General features: G+C 51.3%; 17 protein-coding genes. 3 read left to right on the forward strand and 14 right to left on the reverse strand.

The window, feature by feature from the left end; genetic code table 11:
* Positions 1–230 precede the first annotated feature (230 nt).
* On the forward strand, positions 231–1190 hold the full coding sequence (locus HY774_23960; GenBank protein MBI4751548.1) for a TIGR01777 family protein: 960 nt from the start codon (positions 231–233) through the stop codon (positions 1188–1190).
* Between the two features lies 1 nt (position 1191).
* Here HY774_23960 and HY774_23965 read toward each other — a convergent pair whose 3' ends face one another.
* The 9 genes from HY774_23965 to HY774_24005 form a co-directional block, all read right to left on the reverse strand.
* Positions 1192–1692, reverse strand: a complete 501-nt coding sequence (locus HY774_23965) for a hypothetical protein (GenBank protein MBI4751549.1) — start codon at positions 1690–1692, stop codon at positions 1192–1194.
* A gap of 309 nt (positions 1693–2001) precedes the next feature.
* Positions 2002–4191: a VWA domain-containing protein gene (locus HY774_23970; GenBank protein ID MBI4751550.1), complete on the reverse strand. Its 2190-nt coding sequence runs from the start codon at positions 4189–4191 to the stop codon at positions 2002–2004.
* A gap of 126 nt (positions 4192–4317) precedes the next feature.
* Positions 4318–5115 carry an MBL fold metallo-hydrolase gene (locus tag HY774_23975; protein ID MBI4751551.1) on the reverse strand — a complete coding sequence of 266 codons (798 nt, stop codon included), beginning with the start codon at positions 5113–5115 and terminating at the stop codon, positions 4318–4320.
* A 185-nt stretch (positions 5116–5300) separates the two neighbouring features.
* Entirely contained in the window at positions 5301–6617 is a 1317-nt protein-coding gene (locus tag HY774_23980; GenBank protein MBI4751552.1) for an insulinase family protein, read from the reverse strand.
* A 129-nt stretch (positions 6618–6746) separates the two neighbouring features.
* Positions 6747–7454: a hypothetical protein gene (locus HY774_23985; protein MBI4751553.1), complete on the reverse strand. Its 708-nt coding sequence runs from the start codon at positions 7452–7454 to the stop codon at positions 6747–6749.
* A gap of 196 nt (positions 7455–7650) precedes the next feature.
* A complete protein-coding gene (locus HY774_23990; GenBank protein MBI4751554.1) occupies positions 7651–8001 on the reverse strand; it encodes a hypothetical protein in 351 nt (116 codons plus the stop codon).
* A gap of 214 nt (positions 8002–8215) precedes the next feature.
* On the reverse strand, positions 8216–10072 hold the full coding sequence (locus tag HY774_23995; protein ID MBI4751555.1) for a DUF4388 domain-containing protein: 1857 nt from the start codon (positions 10070–10072) through the stop codon (positions 8216–8218).
* 527 nt (positions 10073–10599) lie between these two features.
* Entirely contained in the window at positions 10600–11478 is an 879-nt protein-coding gene (locus HY774_24000) for an 8-oxoguanine DNA glycosylase (protein ID MBI4751556.1), read from the reverse strand.
* An 11-nt stretch (positions 11479–11489) separates the two neighbouring features.
* Positions 11490–11936 carry a hypothetical protein gene (locus HY774_24005; GenBank protein MBI4751557.1) on the reverse strand — a complete coding sequence of 149 codons (447 nt, stop codon included), beginning with the start codon at positions 11934–11936 and terminating at the stop codon, positions 11490–11492.
* Between the two features lie 214 nt (positions 11937–12150).
* Here HY774_24005 and uvrA point away from each other — a divergent pair, with 214 nt between their 5' ends.
* On the forward strand, positions 12151–15042 hold the full coding sequence (uvrA, locus tag HY774_24010; protein MBI4751558.1) for an excinuclease ABC subunit UvrA: 2892 nt from the start codon (positions 12151–12153) through the stop codon (positions 15040–15042).
* Between the two features lie 140 nt (positions 15043–15182).
* Here the strand turns inward: uvrA and HY774_24015 are convergent, their stop codons facing one another.
* Positions 15183–16286, reverse strand: a complete 1104-nt coding sequence (locus HY774_24015; protein MBI4751559.1) for a M48 family metalloprotease — start codon at positions 16284–16286, stop codon at positions 15183–15185.
* A gap of 215 nt (positions 16287–16501) precedes the next feature.
* On the opposite strand from HY774_24015, the gene HY774_24020 reads away from it, so the two are divergent.
* Positions 16502–20311, forward strand: coding sequence for a hypothetical protein (locus tag HY774_24020; protein MBI4751560.1), 3810 nt, complete (start codon positions 16502–16504; stop codon positions 20309–20311).
* Between the two features lie 95 nt (positions 20312–20406).
* Here the strand turns inward: HY774_24020 and HY774_24025 are convergent, their stop codons facing one another.
* From HY774_24025 to HY774_24040, 4 genes are all read right to left on the reverse strand, one after another.
* Positions 20407–22092, reverse strand: a complete 1686-nt coding sequence (locus HY774_24025; protein MBI4751561.1) for a GWxTD domain-containing protein — start codon at positions 22090–22092, stop codon at positions 20407–20409.
* Between the two features lie 128 nt (positions 22093–22220).
* Complete coding sequence (locus tag HY774_24030) at positions 22221–23474, reverse strand: MFS transporter (protein MBI4751562.1); 1254 nt, start codon at positions 23472–23474, stop codon at positions 22221–22223.
* 270 nt (positions 23475–23744) lie between these two features.
* Positions 23745–25088: a dihydropteroate synthase gene (gene folP / locus HY774_24035; protein MBI4751563.1), complete on the reverse strand. Its 1344-nt coding sequence runs from the start codon at positions 25086–25088 to the stop codon at positions 23745–23747.
* A gap of 72 nt (positions 25089–25160) precedes the next feature.
* Entirely contained in the window at positions 25161–26888 is a 1728-nt protein-coding gene (locus HY774_24040) for a tetratricopeptide repeat protein (GenBank protein MBI4751564.1), read from the reverse strand.
* Positions 26889–26943: the final 55 nt, after the last annotated feature.

A 26943-nucleotide genomic window follows, 5' to 3' on the forward strand; every position in this document is an offset into this window, starting at 1 on the left:
TGTCGGATTGTCAAGGAACAGATTCGGTTACAGGGCGAGGGGGTTCGGGATCTGGTGATGGAAGTTTGTGCCGCCCTTCACAATTTTCGAGTTCGGATCACACCCTGGGTTCCTATGATTTAATCGTAATAACCTTTATTGACTATCTTGGGCGGATGTTCTGGTTTTTTGAATAGTGTAGTCTGAAGTAGTCTGCAGCTTGCAGTCAAACAGGTTTGTTTTGAGGAAATATGAAAATTGTTATTCCAGGCGGAACCGGACAGGTTGGAACAGTTCTGGCACGAGCCTTTCAAGCTGCCGGCCACGAAGTTGTCATTTTGAGTCGAACCCAGCAGCCTTCGGTGTGGCGTGTCATTACCTGGGATGCCGAAAGCCTGGGGTTGTGGGCTTCAGAACTTGACGGCGCCGATGTCGTCATCAATCTGGCAGGCAGGTCGGTCAATTGCCGGTACACGGCTGAAAACCGACGGCAAATCGTTGATTCGCGAGTCAAATCAACCCAGGTCATCGGGAAGGCAATTGCCCAATGCAAAAATCCGCCGCGTGTGTGGTTACAAGCCAGTACGGCGACAATTTATGCCCATCGGTATGATGCTCCACATGATGAGGCAACTGGAGTCATCGGGGGAACGGAACCCAGTGTGCCGGAAACGTGGCGGTTTAGCATTGATGTGGCAACCATGTGGGAAAAGGCAGCGGAAGAGGCACTTATTCCAAACACCCGAAAAGTGTTGCTCCGGTCAGCGATGACGATGAGCCCGGATCGGGGAGGAGTCTTTGACGTGTTGCTTGGGCTGACGCGGGGTGGATTGGGTGGGCAGTCAGGAAATGGGCGTCAATATGTTTCCTGGATTCACGATCAGGATTTTATTCGGGCGGTCAACTGGATTATCGAGCAAGACCATTTGTCAGGGCCAGTTAATCTTTCGTCCCCCAACCCCATTCCAAATGCGGAATTTATGCGAACATTGAGGAAAGCCTGGGGGATTCCGATGGGGCTACCGGCCAGCAAATGGATGCTTGAAATCGGGGCTGTTTTTCTGCGAACCGAAACCGAACTGATTCTCAAAAGCCGTCGGGTGATACCGGGCAAGCTCCAGGAATCCGGTTTTCGCTTTCTCTTTCCAACCTGGGATGCGGCAGCCGTGGATCTTTGCCGCCGCTGGCGGGCAACTCAACCCCGCACCTGAGTCATTTCGTCAATTTGCCATTTTCCGGCAAGGGCGGGACAAACTCATACCGGGCCACATCCGCATAGTTAAATGTGGTATGGCTGGAATTCAGATTACAGCGGGTTGTCCCGTTTGGAATGTCATAGAGCAAATAAAGCTCTTCACCCGTTTTGAGTCGAGAGCAATCGCTGGGAGTTGAACATCCCCGTCCGACCACCAGCAGTTTGGTTTCATCCTTGGACCACAAAATTCGCTCATTGGCAAAAGAAGGAAGGTTGTGAACGGCGTAAATCACTTTGGCTGGCTGACGATGAGTGGTGTCTTCGAGTTTTATTTCAATTTTGTGGTCGGCTTGTTTGTAGTCAATTAGTTTGGCGCGCCAGTGGCCAGTCGGGGAAAGAAAGGTGTGATCAATGGTGTAGGCAAACTGGCTATAGATCAAGAGACCCAAGCCAACCCACACGACCAGAGTGGTGGCAACTCGTTCACGATAGGCATCAGTTTCAGCGGTCTCCATCATTTTCCTCCAGAGGGTAAAAGAAAAAAGATTTATGACCTGGGCAAGGTGTAGCAGGTAAACGGTGGGGAATATGGGGTGAAATCCCACAAAACCTGCTCTCAAACCAGGGGTTGTCAGTACCAGTTTGAATCACAAAAAATTGTTGGGAGTTGGTAAAGAAGCCCGCATCGTACTGGAAAAACCACCTTTTCTCAATGGAAAAATTTGAAGCCCTCAGGAGTATTGAGGTTGATACCATTGAAAAGAAAAATGCGGGTTGAATATACAAACCCGCATTCCAATTCCGACCTGGTCTGCTTGAAGCCCTGGTTACTCAAGTACTTCAAAATCAATCCATTGGCTAACCGATTTGCCCTCTTTGGTGCGCACTTTATCGGTTACCGTGAGTTGGAGCACATACAGACCCGGATCCATTTGCGTGCCAAGCTGGAGTTGCCCGCCAGTTCGGATTTGTTTCCAGTCAGTTTGTGGAGGAAACGCTATTGCACGGGGTTGTCCCTGAAAGACAAGCTGGCCATCGCGGAACAGGGTAACCTGAATTTCAAGATTTGGCTGGCGGGTTTGGGAATCAAGCTGAGGATTGAAAATGTCATACCCGTACTGCACCACATTCCCACGTTGAATTCGACGAACAGCCGGACTGGCTTCCGGGGCGCTCCATTCAAGCTGAGTCTGAGCCAGTTGGCTGTTTGCTGAAGGCGGGGTATTGATTGCGGTGGGTTTCACTCCCGCAGCCATGATTCCCGACAGGGCAAAAATCCCCTTTTTGAGATTGGGGACTTCGACAAACTGGTTGACCGATCCAATTTGGGATGAATTGGCATCCCGGACACCAACTCGAAGCTGATACGCACCAGGGATTTTCACCGGTAAAACGACATTCTGGACTAACCCATTTTCTTTGGCGAGTTTGAGACCGTTTTCATCCAGTTCAATGGTGATTTGGCGCAATGCCTGGTCCACGATTTTATCTTCAGCCCCAATCGTGACCGAGAGAACTTCCAGCGTGGCGTTAAATCGTTTCTTGTCAGTATGTTCGACAAACTGCAAGTCATTGGCATCAACAAACAGCATTGATCGAATGTGTGGACCGGTCTCTGGTTCGTTCCCAAACATACTGGTGAGCCGGGCATGAATATTGTTGGCGACAAATGGTGAAAGCACCGCTTCCAGCAGTGGATTGACTGCTTTGGGTTGAGACTGGGCCACCTGCTCATCAGTCACACCGAAAAAGCCGTTCCGAGAACGGACTTTCACGTCCGGTTGTTTGACCCGAACTTGAATCTTGTGAAAGGAAAGGTCAGATTTTCCATTTTGAAAGAGATCTTCGTCGGGAATAAACCCAAGCAAGTAATACCCAGCCTGATCCTTGAGAACCGTTTCGACACTTCGAGAAAAATCATTGGTGTTTTTCAGAAAGAGCCCGCCAGTTTCCTGGGCCAGAAAATTAAGTCCTTCCTGTCCGTTCCAATAATCTCCTTGACGTTGGGATAACACCTGCGCCAGTTTGCCAGGAGTGACTGAACCAGGGGAATCAGCGGCAGTAATATTGAGGGTTTGTAACCCACGGGTATCAATCGAATAAATCACCACTGACGCTCGATTGGCCAGGTCGGTCAATCGTCTGAGCAAATTGACGATTCGTCCATTGTCCCGATCACTCCCAAAAATTTGAAATCCATCTGAAAACAACATGATGGATTTTCGACCAGGAAGGTCTTCCAATCCGCGCACAATTTGCCGAATGGCGCCAAGTGTGCCAGCCGCGAAAATTTCGGTTCGGACCTGCCCGACATCAGTTTTCACCAGGGTTGGATCATTTTTACTGCTGGTGGATTGCGAACCACCGCCAACCTTATCCAGCACACTCGGCTGGTCACGGTTGATCCCGGCGGATTCGTTCAAGGCCGCAATGGCGCTTTGACCGGCCCGACCAACTGCATTCCATCTCAGGTTATCAATGGCTGCCTGCAGTTGCCGGCGATCTGAGGTAAACCGTTGTAGCGCACCAATGCCGGCGCCAGTTCTCAAAATTGCCACCAGATCGGTGGGGCGCATTTGTTCATTCACAAACTTTTTGAGGCTTTTACGAACTTGCGGAAAGCTCTCAAAGGAAAGTCCCAAATCGTCAACCACCAGGGCAATTGTCCGGCGGGTTTGATTTGCCGGGAGCGGTTGAGTGGGTATCGGGCCGGTGGGTGTTGCCGTGATTGATTCCGTGCTGGTGGTCAGTGATTCGGTTGCCACAAATTCAAAATTGGAGATGGTTTGCGGTTTTCCGTCAACCAGCAATTCAAAATCTTCGGCCTTCAGCGTCGGCACCACACGGCCTTTCTTATCGGTCACCACGGCATCTACCTGAACCAGCGTGGTCGAAATTCGAACGACATCATCGTCCTGTTTTGAATCCTTTGGTGTTTGAACTGGCTTGCCAAAAGCCGTCGTCGCGCTGATTCCAATGACTACCAGCAGAACGAGTGCAAGAAAACGTTGGGGCATAAATGACGAGACCTCTTTGGGCTAAAGAAGACGGGCTGAAGAAGACGGGCTGAGGGTATTAAACCCGAAATCTTCAGCCCCGAGCCTGCGAGTCTTCAGCCCGGAGCCCGTTTTCTTCCGCCCTACCTAAAGTTCGATCCAGGGCATTGGGGTTTTTTGTTCGGCGATTTTGACGCGGTGTTCCCAGTCGTAGCTAAACAACGGCTCCCGTTGTTGGAGGGCCTGGAGGGCCGAGAGTCGGGCAATTTCCGGATGATTGTTGCTCTCGCTCAAGTGGGCCAGAATGATGTATTCGGCCTGGCCATCGAAATCCTCTTTGAGAAAGCGGGCCATTTCGTGGTTTGAAAGGTGCCCACGCCGGCTGGCAATGCGTTGTTTCAGTGCCCAGGGGTAGGGCCCAATTTTGAGCATATCGCTATCGTGGTTGGCTTCGAGCAAGAGCGCCTGGCAGCCACGCAATCGGTGCGCGACATGTTGTGGGATGTAGCCAAGGTCAGTCACCACGGCAATTTTGACACCGTCGGCTTCGAAGGTGAAAATCATTGGGTCGGCGGCATCGTGGGGAACACTGACGGGTGTCACTCGAATCGTTCCAATTTCAAAGGGCACGCTGGAATTGATTGGTTCCGCCCAGGAAATCTGGCTCTCGTCTTTTTCTTTGAGGTTCGATGCGCTTCGCGTGGCCGGGGCAATGTAGACTGGAACTCCGGTTTGTTTGGCCAGAACCGGCATGCCGCCGACGTGGTCGGCGTGTTCGTGGGTAATCACGATGGCGGTTAACTGGCTGGGCTCCTGTCCGACTTCCCGGAGTCGCCGGACCGTTTCACGAGCTGATAAACCGACATCCACCAGCAACCGGGTGGTACCGGAGATAATGAGCGTCGAGTTACCGCTGCTGCCACTGCCAATTGAAGTAAATCGCATAGAGGGAAAAATGATGTGGATTCAAGGTGATGTGCAATCAATACCACAAAGTTATTCCCGCAATCATGTGATTCAATCGGGTTTCAGAAAATAGACCTGGTATTTTGTTGAAAAGAAATGGTTTATTTTTGTGTGTCTCGTGTATTTCGTGGTTTGTCAGTCTAAAAAATTCACAACTTCGGTCGTCAACTTGAGGTAATTTTCAGAAGTTTAGCGGGAATGACAGCTTTTCGGCCCGGTCCCAGGGTGAGACAGGCAATTTTACCGGTTTGAAACAGATGTTCGGCCAGATGTTTGACATCACTGGCTGTCACGGCCTTGATTTCCTGAATAATCTCTTCGGTCGTGGTGACTTTTTGATACACAATTTCCTGGCGTGCCAGGTGGGCGGCGCGGCTGGCACTTGATTCAAGGGCAAGTAAGATTCCCGTCAGCAACTGTTCGCGAGCCCGCTGGAGTTCCTCATCGCTGACTCCATCGCGAACCAGGGCTGAAATTTCAGCCATGATCAGTTCAATGGTCCGCCGGAGATTGGCTGGTGAGACAGCGGCATAGATATTGAGGCAGCCGGCGTCGTGTACCGCGTTGACATCCGAATAAACGGTGTAGGCCAACCCTTCTTCTTCGCGAATGCGTTGAAACAACCGCGAACTGAGCCCGCCGCCCAGCACGGTTGAGAGCAGGTTGCACGTGAATCGGTAGGTGGAAAGCAGCGGCGGGGCGACGACACCCAGGATGAGATGAGCCTGTTCATAGGGCTTATTGATGGCATCAACAAACAGGGTTGGGTGGGGAAGGTCTTCATCCAAATGAGCGGTTCCGGCTGGCAGCGAGCCAAAATAGCGGTTTGCCAGCTCGACAATCTGATCGTGTTCGAGGTTTCCGGCTGCCGTGATCACAAAGTTGGCGGGTGTGAAAATCTTTTCAAAATATTGCTGAACCCCGTCGCGGGTGAACGATTCCACTGTTTCAGCCGTGCCTTCAATTGGGCGGCCCAACCCATGGCCATCCCAAAACCGGGCCGTGAATTTTTCAAATACCAGCTCATCCGGGGTGTCTTCCACCATTTTCATTTCTTCAAGAATGACGTTGCGTTCACGTTCCAGCTCTTCCGGATCAAACAGCGGGTTCAAAACCAGATCCGCCAGCAGGTCAAAGCCTTCAGCCAACCGATGATCGAGGGTTTGAATATGAAACCCGGTGCATTCGCGCATGGTGAAGGCATCAACGGCGCCGCCAAGATGATCGCTTTCAATGGCAATTTGACGGGTTGAGCGATTTTTCGTGCCTTTAAACAGCAAATGCTCAATAAAGTGGGTGATTCCATTGAGTTGCGGCGGTTCATGCCGGGATCCGGCCCGAAGCCAGATACCAAGCGTAACCGACCGGATCGAGGTCATTTGTTCGGTCAGAATAACAAGGCCGTTGGGAAGTTCAGTACGGGTGGCGACGATCTGTGGTGGGGCTGGCTGAGAGGTGGTGTGATTCAAGCGTTGAGACATTCCTTGTATCGTTTTGGAGTGCAAAAAATGAGTTGGTGCCGAGACGGTTGGGCGACAAGGTGAAGGAAACGGGCCGAAGTCTTCAGCCGTAGCCCGAAGTCTTCACCCCAAGCCCAGGCATCTTTCGTCCTAAAAGTTGATCGGTGCGTCTTCCGTGAATTGGATTTTGAGGGTTGAACCTGGTTGCAGCCGGAGGTCATTGCCCTTGGTCAGCAGGACACCTGCAAGTGCTCCCCCGCCAAGTGTTGCTGCCGCCGCTGCCCCGCCACCGCCGGCTAAAAGAACGGTTGATGCTCCCAACCAGCCGATGCCGCCGCCACGCAGGGTGTTATCAACGGTTCGCCGCCCGCTGCGTCCACCGTTAATTTCACCGTCTTCATCGGCTTTGCGGCGCGATTCATTCACATAGTCGTCAACCGCGATCACCATTGAGGCAATCGGTTGAGTCCCGGTGTCGGTGATGATTTCATTGAATTGGATTTGAAGTGTGGCCTGACGTTGACCGACTTTCGCCGGACTGATTTGGGCAACGTAGCCTCGAAATTCAGTCCCTTTCCCAAACAGGAGCGTGCCGTTGAGGAAGAACGAGTCTTCCAGTGTTGCCGAAACTGGATCGTTGACCTCGTTCATTTTGGTATTGATGGGTGTTTGAAGTGACAATCGAAGGATGGTGCCCGAGGGAATCACCACCGACCCACTTCGCCTGGGAGTGGGGGATGAGTCACCAGTTTCTTGCCGGTGAACGCGGCCACTTTGGCCAAAGGTGGTCGTGGGAGTTGCGCCGCCAATCAGGCACAGGATAAGCGCGGCTGATAATAAAAAAGAAAATCGTCGCATGGTGTATCTTCAACTTTCTCAAAGCAGTGTAGTGCTCAGAAATTCCGCCTTTTACAAGGCAACCTCAAGTGACTTGGGCTGATGTGTGGAATAGCTTTAGCTGACGCTGCATACTACTCCACCTTTTGTCCAGTTGTCTAAATGCTTCGGAAAAAAATGATTGGAAGGAGGGAATATGTCGTCACCCGGTTACACTTCAACGGTGGCGCTTTTGTTCCTTTTTTCGAGGCGCTGTTTCTTTTTTCACAAGTGGTTTCTTCAACTGGAAATAGGCACACACCACAACACTGGCCATCATGATTGAAACAGCGATTGTCGCCCGAAGGGATTGGGTCCCTGGGATCAAAAGATAGATACCGAGCCCTAAAAACGTCCCGAGGTAGCCAAAGGAAAGTGGAATATTTCGGCCTGGGGTGTAGGATTTCCTCTGGCATTGCCGACAGGTTGCCAACCCAACTTCATTGCCATAATCCGCTGAGCGATATTTTTGAAACCAATGTACACCAGCCTGATGGCAGTGAGGACAATCAAAATAGGAAAAAGACATAGGAGAGTGAAGTAGCGAGTAGCGAAGTAGCGAAGTAGCGAGTAGTGAGTAGCGAGTAGTGAGTAGCGAAGTAGCGAGTAATCAATCAATTGAAACCCGGTATTGAGCAATTGATTTTTTCAAAATTTGAAACAACAAACATCTCCTTCAGACTCTGGTATCTCAAATTTTTAATTGTAGTGCTACTCGCCACTCACTACTCGCTACTCACTCTTTATTTGCGCAACAATTCTTTGATTCCACCGAGTTTAATATAAAAGATTTCGTGTTCTTCCGGCGGGCAGTAGGTCAAAAGCTCGCGAATAAAGTCCTCGTAAAACTTGGGACCTTCAAACTGGGTCAAGACTCGGGCTTGTTCAGCATGTTTGATATTGTTGACGGCGGCCAGCATCAATTCATGGATTGGTTTGCCGGATAAACTGGCCCGGCGCAATGCCCAGCCGGCCACAATTTCAGCGACTCGTTCACGTTTCATGTACAACGGAGGGGCGGTTCGGAACAGAATTGATAACGAATCAGCGACAAAGAGTGGAGCTTTTTGATCGTCGAGATAGGCCAGCAGGTCGGCCACCGCTGCATCCATGTTGACGGTTGATTTACTCGGGTCAGTCCACTGGGGACGCCGGGTCATGGTATTTTCAGGCCATTTATCGCCTTCGCGATTGGCGTACGACATTGGATCAGCCGGGTCTTCAACCGGCGGTGGCGGTGCGGGAGCCGCGCTGCCATAGGCGACCGGGCGGGGCATTCGTGGTTTTGATGGTTGCGAAAGTGCTCCGGTGGGCTGTTGGAGTGGCATGGTTGAACCAAATGCAGGATAGCTTCCCGTTGAACCAGAGCCAGGGCCGGACGACAGTTGGGGGGGCGCCAGAGGCGCGGTCCCATATCCGCTCAGCGGTTGGGTCGGTTGCGGAAATGGATTGGGCTGGACCAGTGGCTGGGTACCATAACTTTGAGGATGCGGCAACGGTGCCGTGCCATAATATGATGAGGTCGTCGGAGGTCGCATGGCGGCGGCCAGAATCCGGTTTTTCAGGGTTTCGTAGCTATAAATGATTTGACGAAAGATCCCGTCAATTTCAACTCGTAATTCCCGCGGCGCCTGCAAAAACCGATCCGGATGGAATCGTTCAGCCAGTTGAAAATAGGCTCGATTCAGGTCATCGAGATTTCCTGCGGGAGAGACATTCAGGATAATGTAGGGGTTATGTTGCGCAATCCGGCCCTTGATCATGTCCAGATCCTGAAGAAAAACCCTGAAATCGGGTGGTGAGGGGCTGGGGGGGCGGGGGGCGGCTGGTGGCGGAGGAGCTGGCTGGGAAGCGATTTCATCCGGCACGGCAAATTTACCAGTTCGGTGGGAAAGTTCAGCCGCCTGGGTTTGTTCCAGGATCCCTGCTGAGAGAAGTCCATACATTGATTTTAACGTCAGTTCCGGAGCAGAATCAGTCGCAATCAGAATTTTCAAGAGGTCGGTTGGTTTGGTAACCAGATCTACGATCTTGCGTTCGACTGGTTTGAGGGACGTCGTTTGCATGCGGAGCAACATCGAAGAGGACGGTGCCACCAACCGGTTGATATCCCCAAGCCCGCGCCGGATGATGTCAAAATCTTCAATCCGCCGAACGCCTTCTAAAATAATGCTGGCCGTGGTGAGCTTGAGTTTTAATTCATCGGCGACCCGGTTCTCACCTTCAATAAACTGGTAACTGCCAGTGGTCCAGGCAAAAAGGGAATAAATAATGTCGAGGACCTGAAAGGTGACATTCGTAATGAGTTCGCGTTCACCCATAATGCCCATTTCGACCAGAGCTTTTCCAAACCGTTTGCCGCTTTTGGTTTCTTCAACCGCGCGGTCAAAATCCTGTGGGGACAGCAGTCCATGGCGAAGCAGTACTTCACCGATGCGGTCCTGGGCCTGGTTGCTGGCGGAAAAGACAATGTTGCCAAGTTCAAAAAAAATCTGCTTGCGTTGTTCACCTTGAGAGAAGATCAATTCTCCGGTCCGTCGTTCAACATAAATCGAACGCAGCAAGTCTGGAAGGCAGATAGTCGTCAGGTCACCTTGCATGGGATTCAACTCGTTTGGGTTAGGAGGTTGGAATTAAGGTGCAGTTTTGGGCGACGAATCTTGTACCACATGAGCCTTCATCATACCGGTGGGTGGGTGAAAAGTAAATCGTTCAAACGGTGACAATCGAAGCGAATCAAGGCCGTAACTGGGGATGTCGGCGCGCCGACAATGGACGATTTCCCCTGATCAGGCCGGTGCGAATGCAGAAGATTGAGGCGATTGGTGAAGGTCGGTCTTCTGGTGGGTCACGGCTGTTTGATGAGAAAAAAGACCGGCGGGGCCAGGGCATAAACGCCAGGAGAAGGAAATGAGAGCCTGGTTGAGACAAGGAGAAGAAGAGAGGCGGAGACAGGGAGACAATTTCACGGAGTGTGTCGGCTTGAACGGACTCCGGTTGGGAGCCGCAGGAATGAGAGTATTGAATGTGTCTCCGTGTCTCCTTGTCTTCGTGTCCCCTTGTCCAGATCGGACGTTGTTCCCTTATCCTGGCGCTTATGCGGAGCCAGAGTGAAATTGAGTGCCGGTTAACTCGAAGTTGAGGATTTTTGGTTGCGTGCCGCTTCAAAAAGGTATTGTTGAGCCAGTCCTGCGAGTTGTCCAAATTGCTCCAGGGCAAACTGCCGCACGATGTGATCTGACGGTGACTGGCCTGGGAAGTAAAGGTCAATCATGATGCGTCTGATCCAGGTATCAATTGGAAAGACATCCCACCGGCCATATCCAAATAAGAGAATGCAATCCGAAACTTTGGGACCGACTCCAGGCAAACCAAGGAGTTGCTCTCGTAACTCAGCGGTTGAACACTGGCCGGCCTGTTGCCATTGGGAAGGCTGGTTGGCGATTTGACGGGCGAGCCCGATCAGATACTGGTCACGGTACCCGGTGCCACACTTTTCACGCAGAACCTCAGGCACTGCCTCGGCCAGTTGCTCCGGGGTTGGAAATGCAAAGGCAACTGACTGACCAGAAATCGGGGTGCCATAGGTACTGCACAGACGGTCCACGATATTGGAAATGCGGTTGATGTGATTATTGGCGGAAATGACAAAACTCACGATGACCTCAAACCAGTTCTGGTTGAGGAGTTTGAGTCCAGTGATGTCGCTGGTGGCCTGGGAAAATACCGGGTCCTGATTGAGGGTGGCCAGGGCACTGGCGTAGTCGCGACGAAGGTCAAAATAATGAAACACCTGAAGCGGAAATGGGGGAGTGCCGGTTGGCGAGGGGGCATCCTGGTGAACTCGAATGCCTCCATAGCTGACTGAAAGCCGCCAGACCTGTCCATTGACGATACCCCGATAGGTATTGTCATTGGGGAAATAGCGCCAGCGAAAAGCCTGTCCACCCAGCAGCGTCAGCGCGGGGTCAAATGAATGGGGTTGAAGTGGGATAAAATACCGCATTGGTCTGATAATTATTTTTTTGATGGTATTGAGGGTGGAGGGCTCAGGAGGGCCAGTTCCCGAAAGTGTTGATTGAGATATTTGTCACAGGGAACACAGATTGCACAACACACGAGTAAACTCGCAATCCCGGAAACCAGAATATCCCCGTTCGAAAACTTCATCAATCCAATTCCAACCGGCAGCGTCACCAACCCGACCAGCCCCACCCGAAGGATTCCCACCGCCAGACCTTTGTCGCGCAATTTCAATTTTGCCAGGCACTGAGGGCAGTCATAGCGGCTCCAGGGGGAGGTCAGAAAGCGGGCCCAGGAGAGGGTGAAAGGCTGGTGACACCAGGGACAGGTGAGCGGGGACAGGCGCGTGGAGGAAGCGAGCGGCGGAGCGGTTGAAATTTTTGGTTTCCTCCACGTCGCGAGTGGCACACCTCGCGATGGGAGTAGCAAAGGCTTTTCCATTCCACTTCCACATTCCACGCACACATCAGTGAATTCAGCATTCAATGTCCTGCATCGTGGGCAAATCATGGGTGAAGTATCCTTGGCAAAGATGGCTAACTGGTGAGTTTGCACACACATCTGGGGGCATACGCCAGTGGCTGTTGCTCAAGAGCCAGTTCAGGACTAGAATAACCGTCTTTTTTCATCCTTTCGATTGATTCTGGAGTCCTTCATGGCAATTGACCGGATTACGGTTCGTGGTGCCCGACAGCATAACCTTAAAAATATTAATCTTGAAATCCCTCGCAATACACTCACCGTGATTACGGGGTTAAGTGGTTCAGGGAAATCATCACTTGCATTTGATACCATCTATGCCGAAGGGCAGCGGCGATATGTTGATTCACTTTCAGCCTATGCCCGTCAGTTTTTAGATCAACTGGAACACCCTGATGTCGATTCGATTGAAGGACTGAGCCCTGCTATTTCAATTGATCAAAAAACGACCGGACGCAACCCTCGTTCAACGGTGGGCACGGTCACCGAAATTTATGATTACTTGAGGTTGTTGTACTCCTCGATTGGGACGCCCCATTGTCCTGAATGTGAGCAACCGATTACCCGCCAATCAGCCGAGCAAATTGTCCAGAGTATTTTGGAATTGCCGATTGGGGAGCGGGTCATGATTTTGGCGCCGTTGGTTCGTGGACGCAAAGGTGAATTTCAAAAAGAATTGGAAAAGCTGCAGAAAACGGGTTTTTCCCGGGCTCGAATTGATGGGGAACTTCGGTTTCTGGATGAAGAAATCCGACTGGATAAACGTCGCAACCACACCATTGAGGCTGTGATTGATCGAATTTTGATCAAGGATGGAATCCAAAAACGGTTGCTGGAATCCATCCATACGGCAGTGTCGATGACCGATGGGGTGGTGATGGTGGCGGTGGTGGATGGCGATGAGAAATTATATTCTCAAAAGATGGCTTGTCCAACCTGCGGGATCAATATGCCGGTGTTGGAACCACGGTCATTTTCCTTCAATAGCTCATTCGGCGCCTGTAAAACCTGTGCTGGTTTGGGAGTCACCACCGAAGTTGATCCGGCCCGGTTGGTCTTGGATCCCAAAAAGCCGCTGCCAAAACTTGAATTTGCGGTGGCCGATGGACATATCACCAACCAGTTGCGTGAAGGGTTGCTGGCACTGGTTCGACATCACCAAGTTGGGGCGAAACTGACCTATGCCGAGTTGCCCCAGACCATCAAAGACCAGTTTTTCAATGGACTCAAAGAGAAGATTGTTTTTGAGTATGCCGGGTATGAATATCGGAGTGTCTGGAATGGGGTGGTGAATCTGCTTCGGGAACGGTTTCATGACGCCCGAACTGACCGGTTACGCAATGAATTGGAAAGTCTGATCCTGCCCCGAACCTGCAGCGATTGTGACGGAAAGCGCCTCCGACCGGAAGCCCTGGCCGTTCGGGTTGGAAGCCGGGGAATTGCCGACCTGACCAGCACCGCGATTTCTGAAGCCGCCGAATGGTTTCACCATTTGAGAGTGTCCTCTCGGGAAGAAAAAATAGCCGGTCCCTTACTCAAAGAAATCCGGTCTCGCCTCTCCTTTTTAAATAAGGTCGGGCTGGGATATTTATCGCTCGACCGCCCGGCGGCTTCACTGTCAGGTGGAGAAGGGCAACGCATCCGCCTGGCCACGCAGGTTGGATCGTTGTTGCGAGGGGTTTTGTACGTTCTGGATGAGCCCAGCATTGGACTCCATCCCCGGGATACCAGCCGGCTCCTGGAGTCATTAGAACAGTTACGGGACCTTGGGAACACCGTGCTGGTGGTTGAACACGACGAAGAAACCATTCGGCGAGCTGATTTCGTGGTTGACCTGGGACCCGGCGCCGGTTCGCAGGGAGGGGAAATCGTTGCGGCTGGATCACCGGATCGGATCTCAGCTAACACAGCATCCATTACGGGTGGATTTCTTTCTGGGCGACTTTCAATCCCCGTACCCGCAACCCGACGACTGGTGAATGGGAAACATCTTTCGGTGCTCGGTGCCACGCATAACAATCTGAAAAAAGTGGATGTCCGATTTCCAATCGGAGTGTTTACCGTGGTCACGGGTGTTTCTGGGTCCGGGAAATCAAGTTTGGTGGGTGACATTTTATATCGCGGGCTGGCCAAACAAATTTATGGGAGCCTTTCGGTTCCAGGTGGCCATACTGGTATTGAAGGAATTGAGCATATTGATAAGGTGATTGAAATTGATCAATCGCCAATTGGGAGAACGCCACGATCAAACCCGGCCACCTATACCGGATTGTTCACCATGATTCGCGAACTCTACTCTGGTCTTCCTGAAGCCCGAGAGCGTGGGTATAAAGTCGGACGCTTCTCATTTAATGTCAAAGGTGGTCGGTGTGAGGCATGTCAAGGAGATGGGTTAAAACGAATTGAGATGAATTTTTTGCCCGATGTGTATGTCCAGTGTGATGTGTGTCAGGGGGCGCGCTACAACCGCGAAACACTGGCCGTCAGGTATCGAGGGTTATCAATTGCCGATATGCTCAATACCACGATCTCGGATGCGCTGGAGCTTCTCAACGCCATTCCCTCGATTAAGCAAAAATTGCAAACCCTCAATGAAGTGGGGTTGGGGTACCTGAAACTGGGACAATCAGCCACAATGTTATCTGGCGGGGAAGCCCAACGCATGAAACTGGCCAAAGAGTTATCCCGACGCGCCACTGGCCGAACCCTCTACATTTTAGATGAACCAACGACGGGATTACACTTTGAAGATGTGCGTAAATTACTGTATGTGTTACATCGTTTGGTGGATAATGGAAATACTGTAATCGTAATTGAGCATAATTTGGATGTAATTAAGTCAGCCGACTGGATTATTGACCTTGGTCCCGAAGGGGGGGCCATGGGGGGGCGTCTGATTGGGGAAGGACGGCCAGAAGAGATTGCCCGGCTCAAGAAATCACACACCGGGCAGGCGCTTCGAACGGTCCTGAGCCGGCCATCCAATTCCGGGGCAAAAGGGAAATCACGTTCGATTTCCCCAGAACACTGGGATGATGACGTGGTCGAGATGATGCCGGAAGAATGAGGCATGGCTGGAATTCAACCGATTACAGGTAATCCGTGATGGCTTAATTTCGATCAGGAATTTATCCCTCCCCATAAAAAAAGCCTGCGGATTGGAATCCGCAGGCTTGAGAGAGTAGAACAGGAAGCCCGTTGGAGGGCCTACTGGGAGGAGGAACTGTCAGTTGGGGGAGGATCTGAATTTTGTGGTTTGCGCTTGAGCGTTGGACGATCAGACGGTTGCGGAGGCTGGGATTGGTCATCAATATCTCCGGTCGCATCGGGATCAACTGGCGCGTTGGGATCGGTGGTTGGACGGCGTTTTAAAGTTGGCTTTTGCGGCGCGCCACTGCCTTGCCCCGAGCCACCATTGAGTCGCCGGTTATTGGTGGCATAGAGGGCGCCCAGTCGGCTTTTGACCCGGTTAAATTCAGATGTGTTCATGATGTACTCACCCTTGTCGGGGAACCGCGACATCAGATCTTTTACGCGTGTAATCCGGTCACCGTTGGCCGGGTGGGTTGAGTACAGCTTCGCCATCGTGCCAGGTTTGTTTTTTTCACGAGCCTGAAGTTTATCAAAAAAAGTCATCATGCTATTGGGGTCATACCCGCTGGCCCAGGCATACTGGATGCCAAGCATGTCGGCTTCAAATTCGGCATTTCGGCTGAATTTAAGAAAGGTCAATGGAATCAGCAGGTTCGCCCCATTTTGAGCCAGGACACCACCGAGTCCACCTAAAAAAATCAGCGGGATCGCACCAAACTGAAGCAGTTGTCCTTTGGAAACCTGTTCGGTTGAATGCCGGGCGGCAACGTGGGCAATTTCGTGAGCCATGACGCAGGCCAGTTCCGATTCATTTTCAGCCGCCAGAATCAAACCTTTATTGACGTAGAAAAAACCGCCAGGGAGGGCAAACGCATTGACTTCGTCAGAGTCGATAACCTTAATGGTGAATGGAACTTTTGAATCTGAATTCAGGACAATATTTTGACCGACCCGATTGACATACTCCGTAACCAGTGGGTCGGTGACAAATTTTAACTGGCGATCAAGGTCGGCGGCCAGTTGCTGGCCAATCGCCATTTCTTTTTCCATGGAATAAAATTGGATACTGCCTTTATTGATATTGCGCTTCCCAATTTTTTCAGGATCTTCTTTGGTATCAAGTTTTTTGGATTTGGTGTCTGCCAGCAGGCTCAGGCCTGGGGCAAGGAGCAAACACATCACCAGAAGCGAGAAGAGACGTGAGGCTTTCAAAAACATAAGCTGAATTCCTCGAAGTGAGCCAGAAATCAATCATTGATGGAATTTGGAGAGTGGTCAGTTCGGACTGGACACTTCCCGACAACAAACAGCATTCTAGCAAAGTCAAGATTAGACCAGGGTTAATGATGCATTAAAATCTTTTAATCTAATTTCGGCAAACACTTGCCAGAATTGCACCCTGTGGGGGGATGTGCTACATTCGCAAGCCATCTATGCCTCCGCAAAACATCAAATCCTACATCGATATTCAGCAACTTGACCAAATCAGCAACTTTCGAGAGGCCGAGGGGGAGCGGGTTGTTCGAGCATACCACTTTACCAGCGAATTAGGCCGGCTTGTGTCCCGCAATCTTGAAGCGATTGCCTCACCCCGGACGCCTGGCGCCATTCGCATTATTGCCGGTCCTCGTGGCGTTGGGAAAAGCCACCTGTTGATGCTGATTCAAACGCTGGCCTATAAACCGCGTGCCCGGGCACTTGTGGGGCAGGTTCCCCAGGTTTCGAATGCCGTTCGTCGGCTTGAAGGCAGCAGTTTTGTGGTGGTCCAGGTCTCAGGTCCACGTGGTTCGACCACGTTTGATTTTGGACTTGCACTCCGGGAAGCACTCAGACATTCGCCGGGTAACCCCATGGAGTTTGATGATACACAGTGGTATCTGGCGATTGAACATGGGCAAGTCTGTGAGTTGATCTGTAGTAAGTTGTTTCCAGGCATGGTCTTGCTGGTGACAATTGATGATGTCTCGGAAATTTTTCGGTCCGGAAAACGCGAACTGATTACCAATACCTATCGCTGGTTGTCATTGCTGGCGATGAAAGCCCGTGACCTGCCGATTGTCGTGCTGCTGGCACTTGACAGTGATGTTATTGATCCGCAATCCGGTCCGGCTGCCAGACTCACCGCCGATTACCAGGTGGATGCCCTCTCTCTGGAGAGTCTCCGCCGGATCGCCGATCAGGCATTGTTTCGAAAAAACCCCATCCAGCGGTCTGAACTGCAGGCATTATACCGTGAGGCATTGCGGCTACTCCCAAATTTTAAATGGAGCGAGCAGGAGTTTATCGAGATGTACCCGGTTCATCCGGTTGTGCTCGATGTCTCTCCCTCAATGTGCCAGTTCTGTGAAAGTTTTTCGCTGTTTGGGTTTATGAACGCAGCGGCGGGGCGTGCTCTTGGCCGGCGACCGCTCCAGCTCATCTCCCTCGACGAGTTGTTTGATCGGTTTGAATTTGATCTGCGACGCAATCCATTGTTGCAGCGAGGGTTGGAAGTCTATGATTTTCTCGCCAGTATTGTGATTCCGACGCTGGCCTTTGGCGACCGGCTCAAAGCGAAATTGATTCTCAAGGGCATTTTGTTATCGTCCATATCAGGTCGAACGGTGAACGCTTATGATCTGACCGATTCCCTCATGTTATATGAAGAACGGAGTACGGATCGAGAAGCCGCCTATCGCCAAACCTTTGCCATCCTGCAGCAGTTAGAAAATCTGGCTGAAGGACAATTGATTGGCAAGGAAGAGGGGATTTCCCGGCAGTATCAAATAACCATCGTCGAGCGGCTGGACCCAGAAGCCAAGCTCAATGCGGCAGCCGCTGAAATTGCCTATGATGACCCACGCCTGTGTGCCTTGCTGGTGACCCTGGGCGGAATTTGTTTTCAGGAATGGCCCTTTTCGGCGGATGCCTTATTGATGGCAAATGCGATTGAGCAACGAACAGAGGTCGCTGGGGCCTGGCGTGGTACCCATCGCAAAGGGGTTGTGGTCTTCAACCAGCCGGTTGAGCTGTCCATACTCCAACCGGTTCAGATTGAGCGCCACGAAGAGCGATTGACGCCAGATGCCATCTCGGTTGATGCTCAGGCGTTCGATGTCAAATCAACTGCCACAACCCCATCTGGGTTACAGGAAGCGATTACGACTGAAGTCAAAGTAACCTATACCTATCAGTGGGCCGAGGAAGGGTGCGAATTGGACTGGCAGGTATCGCTGCTGCCGGCGATCTACCCGGAAATTCCCGATAATGTACCGCTCATTCCCAGCTTATTATTTTGGAAGCCGGGGATGCTTGATGCCGCCGGGTGCGATATTTTGAAAAAGGCGTGGGTCGTTTACACACGGGGTGAGGAAGTTTTGGGAATTGAGGCGGCTGACCGCTTACAGTACCTTGAAATCCAAGTTCGCGAGTTATTTTTAAAGTTGTATATCGAGCAGGGCATGTTTGTCAGTGCCACGGGGGACCGGTATCCGGCCAAAAGTTTCTGGCCGGATGGAGCCCTCCAAAAGCGATTTGTTGATTTTGTTGGACTGTTGATTCAAACCCCGCTTGATAAGCGATTCCCACTTCATCCAGTTTTTAGATCACTGCTGACCGAACGTGAAGTCCGGCGCCTGGTCCTGGGGTTGATGGGAGGCTTGAATCCAACGGATGCCGCGGTTCAGGAATATGCCTTCAATTATGCCGCTCCCTTGCATATTGTGACGGAGCGGGAAGGGGTCTATCAGCTTGCGGTTGATCGTGATGAAGCCCTGAGTCAGCCATTTATCAGTGAGGTTTTGCGGCTGGTTGAAGCCAGTGCCTCCGGAGACCCCATCCCGGTTCAGGTGATTTACCAGACTCTGCGCCGCGAGCCATACGGGCTGCTGGAGCCGGTCCAGCAATTGATTATGATGGCACTGATTGCCGGCTGGCGGATTGAACTGATTGACGTTTCGGGGTTGCGGGTGTTTGGTGCCGCTGAATTAACCCAGGATGTCAGTTTTCGCCAATATGGCACCGTCCGTCGGACAGCCACGATCAGTTATTCCGCTGAGGTTTTGACTGAATGGTGCCGGTTATTGACGGAGCGACCGGATCTTCCAGAACTGACGGCGGTTCAGGCGCGGAAAATGATCCGTGAAGCGCTGGCTGGGTGGTACCAGCGCTGGTCAGACCTGAACCTGGCTGAGCGATTTAATTCCTTGCCGGTCGAAATGATGACCACCCGAACCTGGCAACTGATCATCACGTGCAAGCGCTATTTTGAAACAACATCCAATGCGGTAGAAGCTGTTTTGCACGAGCGAATCTCACTGGAAATGGGGCTCGCACGGATCGTTGAAGTTTTCTCAGCCAATCCGACCATTTTTCAGCGGGCCAGGCACGAGTTTCAACTGCTGGTTGAGTTCTTAAACTGGCTGCCCTATTACATTCGAGCAAAAACCTATACCCTGACGGCAGTTCAACTCAACAACGAGGAAATCAACGCCCATCGCCGTGAGTTGACTCACTTCTTTGATCATCCACACCGGCTGCTTGACGAGGATAAACGGCGACGATTTGAGGCGACGTTTCGGAGTTTTCAGGAGAAATTTACCACCCTGTATGCCACAAAACACGAAGATGCCATGACGAAGTTGGTCAACCTCGAAACCCTGGAAGAGTTTCTGGCAAGCCGTCTGTGGCGGACCTTTGAACTCGTCAGCCAGTTAAACATCGCCAATCCTCGATTTTTGGTCCTGGCGCAGGAAATGATCAAACTGATTCGTGAATCACATTGTATGCTTCCGGTACGGGATATTTTGGCGATTCAACCTTCCTGTTCATGTGGGTTTCGCGTCGGGTCTGTCACACCTGTTTCCTCAATGGTCGAAGATCTGAAACACCTGGTTCGGGCTGGGGTTGATTATCACCGGCGGTTAATACTGCAGTATCGCCCAAAACTCAGCCAGAATTTACGGACGGCTACCACGGCCACCGGGAGCCATAAAGATCAGGTTGGTGCTCTGCTGGCACTCATTAGTACTGGGGAATCAACCACCGCGATGACCATGACCCCTGGGATGGTTGAATTAATCAATGAGTTTCTGAAAGAGGAAACCCGTGTCATTCCAGCCTCTCCGCCAGCACCTTTTGTATTAGGTGATCGACTGACGAAAGCTGAGTTAAAAAACCGGCTCAATTCATGGCTGGAAAGTCTGCCGGATGATGGGGATCTGGCCTTTGAAATATCCGAATCGCCATTTGCCGGAGAAAACTAGCCCCGTGGTGAGGGCGGGGGCGAGAACAAAAAGGGAGAGTGGATCACAATCGTGATTCACTCTCCCTTTGGTATGTAAAGCGGAAGTCGTTGAGTTTAGCGGGAACTGGTCAGTTGATTGGCCGCTTCAACCGTAAAGTTGGTTTTGGGGGTCAGGGTTTGGCGTCCGACCCGATCCGTGACCGAGACCGTGACCTCATAATCACCAGGTTCAAGGTTGGCGAGTGGGATTGAGCGTCCTAAAATGATTTGTTGGCCACTTCCAGAAAGATCAGAAATTCCGTTGTTTCCATCTTCTTTGAGACGCAGCACTTCCTGTCCATTTTTAGAAATGATGTACTCAACATCAACTGCTGGCTGGAGGGTGGTTTGGTCGATCTGCACATTATACACCTGCAGATAGACGCCCAGATTTTGGTTGGTTTTGAACACTTGCGCCACATTTGGTCGGACCTTATTCGAACCGACAATAAACGGTCCCGCCGCCACCCGGCCCCGCAATGGCTCAAGCAGGTCGGCAATGATCAACGAACTGGTGACCATTTTTTCCTGGCTATACTGGGGAACTTCAAACCCATGATGGACCACGCCCGTGTGACCGCTGGTGATATCACGGACAACCATATCAATCTTATAGCGTCCTGGTGGCAGCACGACTGATTTTTGGTATACCGAGCTTTGTTGAATCCCTGAATCAAATTGGGATTCTGGGAAGGCAATCGTCGCGGGGTCTTCAAAAATGCCAGCTCGTTTTCCAGAAAGGGCCGTTATGCGGGCGAAAATATTGACCGTTGCCTGCTGGATGCCACCCACGTTTTTAAAACTTAAGTCACTATTTTTGACCTGGGTGGTAAAGACCATCACCCCCTGGGTTTCACCAGCTCGAATATAATCGGTTCGCAGGTTTAACGGAAGAACATCAAATTCGGTGAGTTGATCAACTTTTTCAAGTTTATCAGCCAATGCCCGATATTTGACCTGCGGGGCTTTTTGAAGATTGGCATAGAGGGAGAGTCGTTCAAAGGGCTGATCCTGAGCCCGGCGGACATATTGAGAATTGTTGCTATTGCCAGGACTAAAGTATGGACGGTCGCGCTTGGAGGTAATGCCGAGTTGTTCGTAGAGGGTCAACCCGCCATTGGGGGTAAACAACAACGCATCCTTTTCGTCCGGGCTTTGGGCAATCCGATATTCACCGCTACCGCTTGGGTCCACAAATTCAATTTCAATGCCAGACCCAATCCCATCAATAAAGCGGTAGAACCAGATTTCAAATGGAAACGTGGAGGTTTGACCCCCGCCCTGATAATAGGGGCGTTCATAGGGCCCCCCGGCTGGATGGGATTCAATGCTATCAGGAGGTCCGAAGGTGATATAGATCCGACCCCGATCTGTCTTCCACCCTGGGATCCCAGATGAAAACCGCTCGTTGGCGTAGGCTATGCGGCGGTAATATTCGTCAAGATATTCATTTTCGGTTGTATCGGGATCCGGATCCCGTCGCAACCAGAATTGTTCAATAAATTCCTCCCGTTCTTCATCGGTGAGGAGCTTTTTGAAGGCATCGCGTTCTTCCTTGGTGATGATGTACCGGACATCGTCATCAAGCCATTTTTGATAGACTTTCTCAATCTCAACCTTTCGTTTCTGCTTCTTTTTTTCACCTTCTTGCCTGGCCTGCAAAGGGGTTGAAGCCAGACACAGGAGCATCAACGCGAAACACATGATGCGGTAGGCAATTCGGTGCGTGGTTGGAGAGGGATTGGGATGGTTCATCGTCATAGGTAGAATTCCTTGCAGAAATCGGGCTGTCGGAAAGACAGCCGCCAAAGGTCCGTCTGTTTGAACAATTCACCGGAGCATTCGGTGGGTACGATTGGTGTATACCAGGAAAGGTTCAACCCACCTGATTATTCTTGAGCCGTGGCGACGGCGGTAACCGGAAGCGAATCCATTATTCCAGCTCGCCGACGAAGAACAAAGGAAACAAGAATAAATAACAAACCTGCGAGGGCATTGGCAATGATCGTCAGGAAAAGTGCGCTTCGCAGACCCCCTGTGGCACTCAACCGGTCTGAGAGATATCCAATAATCGCTGGGGCTGGGGTATCGCCCAAAATGTGGATCCCGAACATGTAGAGTGCAATGGCCGTTCCGCGAAGACTGGCGGGTACAATTTCACCCACAATGGCGGCGACGGGACCGTGATACCAGCCCATAAAATAAGAAATAAAGAAGGTTGCAATCACAAATTCCGTGGAATTAGTGGTATTGATACCCCAAATCATAAATGGAACGGTGACCAGAAATGCAAATGCCAGAACCATCGCCCGGCCTCCGGGGTTTTTTGTATGCAACCAGTCAGCGATGACCCCCCCGGAAATAACCCCCAACAATCCAGCACTGATTCCCACCGCCCCAAGGGTAATGGCCCCTTTGCCCACATCGAAGCCGTGATATCGGGAAAGGAAGGTTGGCAGCCAGTGGACCAGAGCCCCAGCCGAAAAAGTGACACAGGCCGCAGCTAAAATGACGACCCAGAGGGAGGCAATGGAAAGAACACTGGAGAAATGGTGTTTTTCTTTGTAGTCCTGTCCCCGAACTGGTTCTTTGACCAGCCAGTTCACCACGGTTAATGCCAGTCCCGGTAACCCAACCACAAAAAAGCAGGCCTGCCAGCCAAGGTATTTTCCAAGAATGCCCCCAACGACCAGTCCACAGGCGCCGCCGACAAAAAGGCCGGCATTAAAAATACCAATGACTTTCCCCCACTCCGCTTTGGGAAACAAATCATTCAACATGGAGGTTGCCGCTGGGGCATAGGCGGCTTCGCCGACCCCAATGGCTGCCCGAGCCCCCATTAATTGCCAGAAGGAATTGGCCAGACCTGAAAACACGGTGGCGACACTCCAAAAGCCCAATCCGAGAGCCACAATTTTCCGACGTTCCCATCGGTCAGCCAGCACCCCCAATGGGATAGCCATCAAAGAGTGGACAATCATAAATCCAGTGCCAAGCAATCCAAGTTGACTGTCCGAAAGATGGAGGTCTTGTTGAATCAATGGGAGTAACGGAGCAACGACCTGGCGGTCCACATAATTGACAAACTGAGTCAGGGTCAAAATAAGAAGGACATACCAGGCATATCGGCGACTGTGGGTCATAGTTCAAAGTAGTTTGGAGAGACGAGAGGTAGATTGTTCTTGCTGGGCCAGGAAGGGCAGCACCCAAATTCCTAAAAAGGAGAGAGACGGCTAAGACCGTCAGTACCGGATGAAATCACGGGTGCAAGGTCAACTTTCCCACATTGTAGGTTGATCATTTGGGGAGGCGCAAGGTTGCTTGGTACTAGACTGGTGTAAAAAGGATGAACGGATGGGGACGTCCTCTGCCCAGTGTCTCGAAAGCAGTTTGTGGCGTGGGGTGGTTAACACCTAAAAGGGGATTCGGGAAAGAATGGCATCCGCCGTCAGGCAGCATTGGCGCAGGTGGAAGACATCATGCACCCGAACCAGGTGAACACCCTGCTGAATCGCCAGCGTGATGCTGGTTGCTGACCCCCAACCACGTTCAGACGGGGTACCTTGAGTTAAAATTTTTCCAAGAAACGATTTTTGAGACGTGCCAACCAGAAGCGGAAACCCTAAATCAGCAAAATGACTCAGGTGGGAATGGATACGAAGGTTGTCCTCAAAGGATTTCCCGAACCCAATCCCTGGGTCAATGACGATTGAATGAGCTGAAATCCCGGCCTGAAGTGCCAGTTCAATACTGGCTTTCAACCCTGTGCGGACGGTTTCGAGGATATTGGCAACCGGTGGGTGGTGGTGGAGGTGCCCTGGTGTTCCCCGGCTATGCATGAGGATAACTCCAGCCCTGGATTTTGCAATTACATTACGGAGATGATGGTCGTAGTGTAAGCCTGTAATATCGTTGATAATTGAGGCGCCTGAAGTGAGCGCTTTCTCAGCCACCGATGCCTTGTAGGTATCCACTGAAATCGGAATCTGAAGTATTGGGCGCAAGGCCTCGATGACTGGCAGAATCCGGCTCAATTCTTCGTCTGCCGTGATTGGAGCCGCGCCTGGTCGAGTAGACTCGGCACCGAGATCAATGATGTCAGCACCATCGTTGGCTAACTGTAAGGCATGTTCAACTGCCCGAGATGGCTCGTAATACTGACCTCCGTCAGAAAACGAATCGGGTGTAATGTTTACGATGCCCATAATGAACGTTCGCTGGCCGAGGTGAAGGGGGTGCTGGGGGAGTTGCCATTCAAAGAGCCGTCGTCTTGGAGCCAGGTGTGCCTGCACGCAGTGTAATGCTGCCCGGTTGCCGTGCCAGACCAAATGGATCAGAGCTTCGTCAAACGTCACCCACTGCGCGGATTCATGTTCTTTGGGATCAATTTTGATCGTTGCCGTTGGGGATGCCAAAAATCCATAGGCAAACTCATCATTGTGGGTTGTCCCTGGAGGGTAGTTCACCAGCCATTCTGCCCGAAGCGGGTAGCTGTGCATATGGCCAGCATCAAATAAGAAACCGTCATCAGGTGTAAGCCCTGTTTCTTCGCCTAGTTCCCGCCGTGCGGTGGCTTCAATCGTTTCTCCTGGTTCCACGCGTCCAGTAATGGGTTGCCAGAAATGGCCGCGTGACTCAATTCGACGCAGAAGGAGAACTTCAAAGTTGGGGGTGATTTGATCAGTCTCAAGCCGGCGAACAACAAAAATTTGAACTGATTTGGGAACACGAAAAACTTTGGATGGTTCGGTTGGCATTGAGTAAATAGATGGAAGAGATCACTGAAAGGGGGTGCATTGAACTTGGGGTCGAGATGCAGACGGAATCAATTAGCGATTTTTGGCAACTTGAAACCTGGGATTGGCTACTTCTTCAATGAGTGCATACAGGGCTGGGTCAAGCTTCCGGAGTTCATCACGGGTGTGACGACCAGTGATTCCCAGACCTGGTCGTTTGGAGATGGAAACATACGCTTCATACCCCTGCGCGAAGTATTCCCATTCATTGGCGGCGGCATAATAATCAAGGGTGCGACCTTCTCGAACTGCTCGGGCATACAGCGCCTGAATCCGTTCAAGCAATGGTTTGTCAAATACACTGCTGTGAACTTGATGAGCAAATTCGTGGGCAATGGTATTAAAGCCGCCCTGTTCGACCACGTTCAGGTATTCGATCCCAGAGACCGTGACCAGGCCTCCAACTCCACGAATACTGCTGTAATACCGACCATCAAAGGTGGTTCGATCTTCAAGCATTTCATACCCGGCGATTTCAGGAAGTTGCCGATCCAGGGGGAGCAGGTAATGCTTGGCGCCCCGCCGTTTCAATTCCGGAAGCAAATGCGCAAAAGGCGACACCGAAAGATTGATGATTCGTTGTTGCTCAGTTGAAAGGCCAAAGTAATTGACGAAAACCTCACCGATGTCAGTGGGGGAGGTTTGATCAGACGGAAGCGGAAGGCTGGGTAAATTCATTCCAACGGCTTTTCGAGCACGTTCATGAAGTTCTGCATGTGCAAGACTTAACTGGAGCTGAGCTAATGCATTTTCTGGGTCAATCGAAGTCGCCTGTTCGGCAGCAACTGCTGCCAGTTCCAGGTTGCCTTCAGATAGTGCGCAGGCACCAAGTCCAAGGTAGGCCTGGAGAAAGTCTGGCGAAAGTTGAGTGGCCTGTTCGTACGCCTCGATGGCCCGCCCGGTTTCTTTTTGGCGAGCCAGATTTGAAGCTTTCTCAAAATATTTTCGGGCTTCAGGTGAAACAGCGGGAACTGCCCTACGGCTGCGGATATATTGCGAGAAAAGCCTTCGAATGCGAGCGTTATATGGGTTCAGATCAAGTACTTCTTGAGCTAGTTTTCGAACCCCATCAGGGTTTCGTTCAATCACTCGGACTGAGCACAAAACGGATTTTGCTTCTAAGTTGAATGGGTCCAGGTCCAGGGCACGCTGTGCGGCGGAGGCCGCCTGAGGGCAGCGATTTTGCTCAAGAAAAACCTTGGCTAAGGTTGAGTAAACCGCTGAATCATTTGGTCTTTTTGATGATAGCTTTGTAAGGATGTTTTCACTTTGAAGGTAATCACGATTGAGGAGTGCCACGGTGGCCTTCCCAAGCCAGGCTCTTGAATCCTGAGGCGAAATTTGAAGTATTTTATCAAAGAACTGTCCGGCAGTGACTGGATCTTCAATGGTTAAATAAAGTATCCCGTAAGAATTGAGTAATGACAGATAGGTTTCGTCAATTACCTTGGGAGCAGATGGCTCAGCCTCCAATCGTGTTTGAGCCAGGAACGAGGCTTGATGCAATAATCCAAGCGATTGTTGGTAATCCAGTTTAATTCGAGCAATTTCGGCCAGCCCTAAGAGCGCTGAGATATTGTTTTTATCCGCCACACGAGCCGTTTCAAATGCTCTCTCGGCTTCATCTAAATGCCATCTTTGCCGGAGTGTGGCCGCCCGCCGGGTGTATTCGGCAGCTATTTCACTGGGATGGGCCGATTGGGCTTGAATCGGGAGTGGGGAAAGAATAACGGCAAAGCCAATAAGGAAAAGAACGTACACAAGACCACGAAAGTGGTTGGTCCCAGGAACAGAGATAATGGGAAGGTGAAATATG

The organism is Acidobacteriota bacterium (genome assembly GCA_016208495.1).
Lineage (GTDB): Bacteria > Acidobacteriota > Blastocatellia > Chloracidobacteriales > Chloracidobacteriaceae > JACQXX01.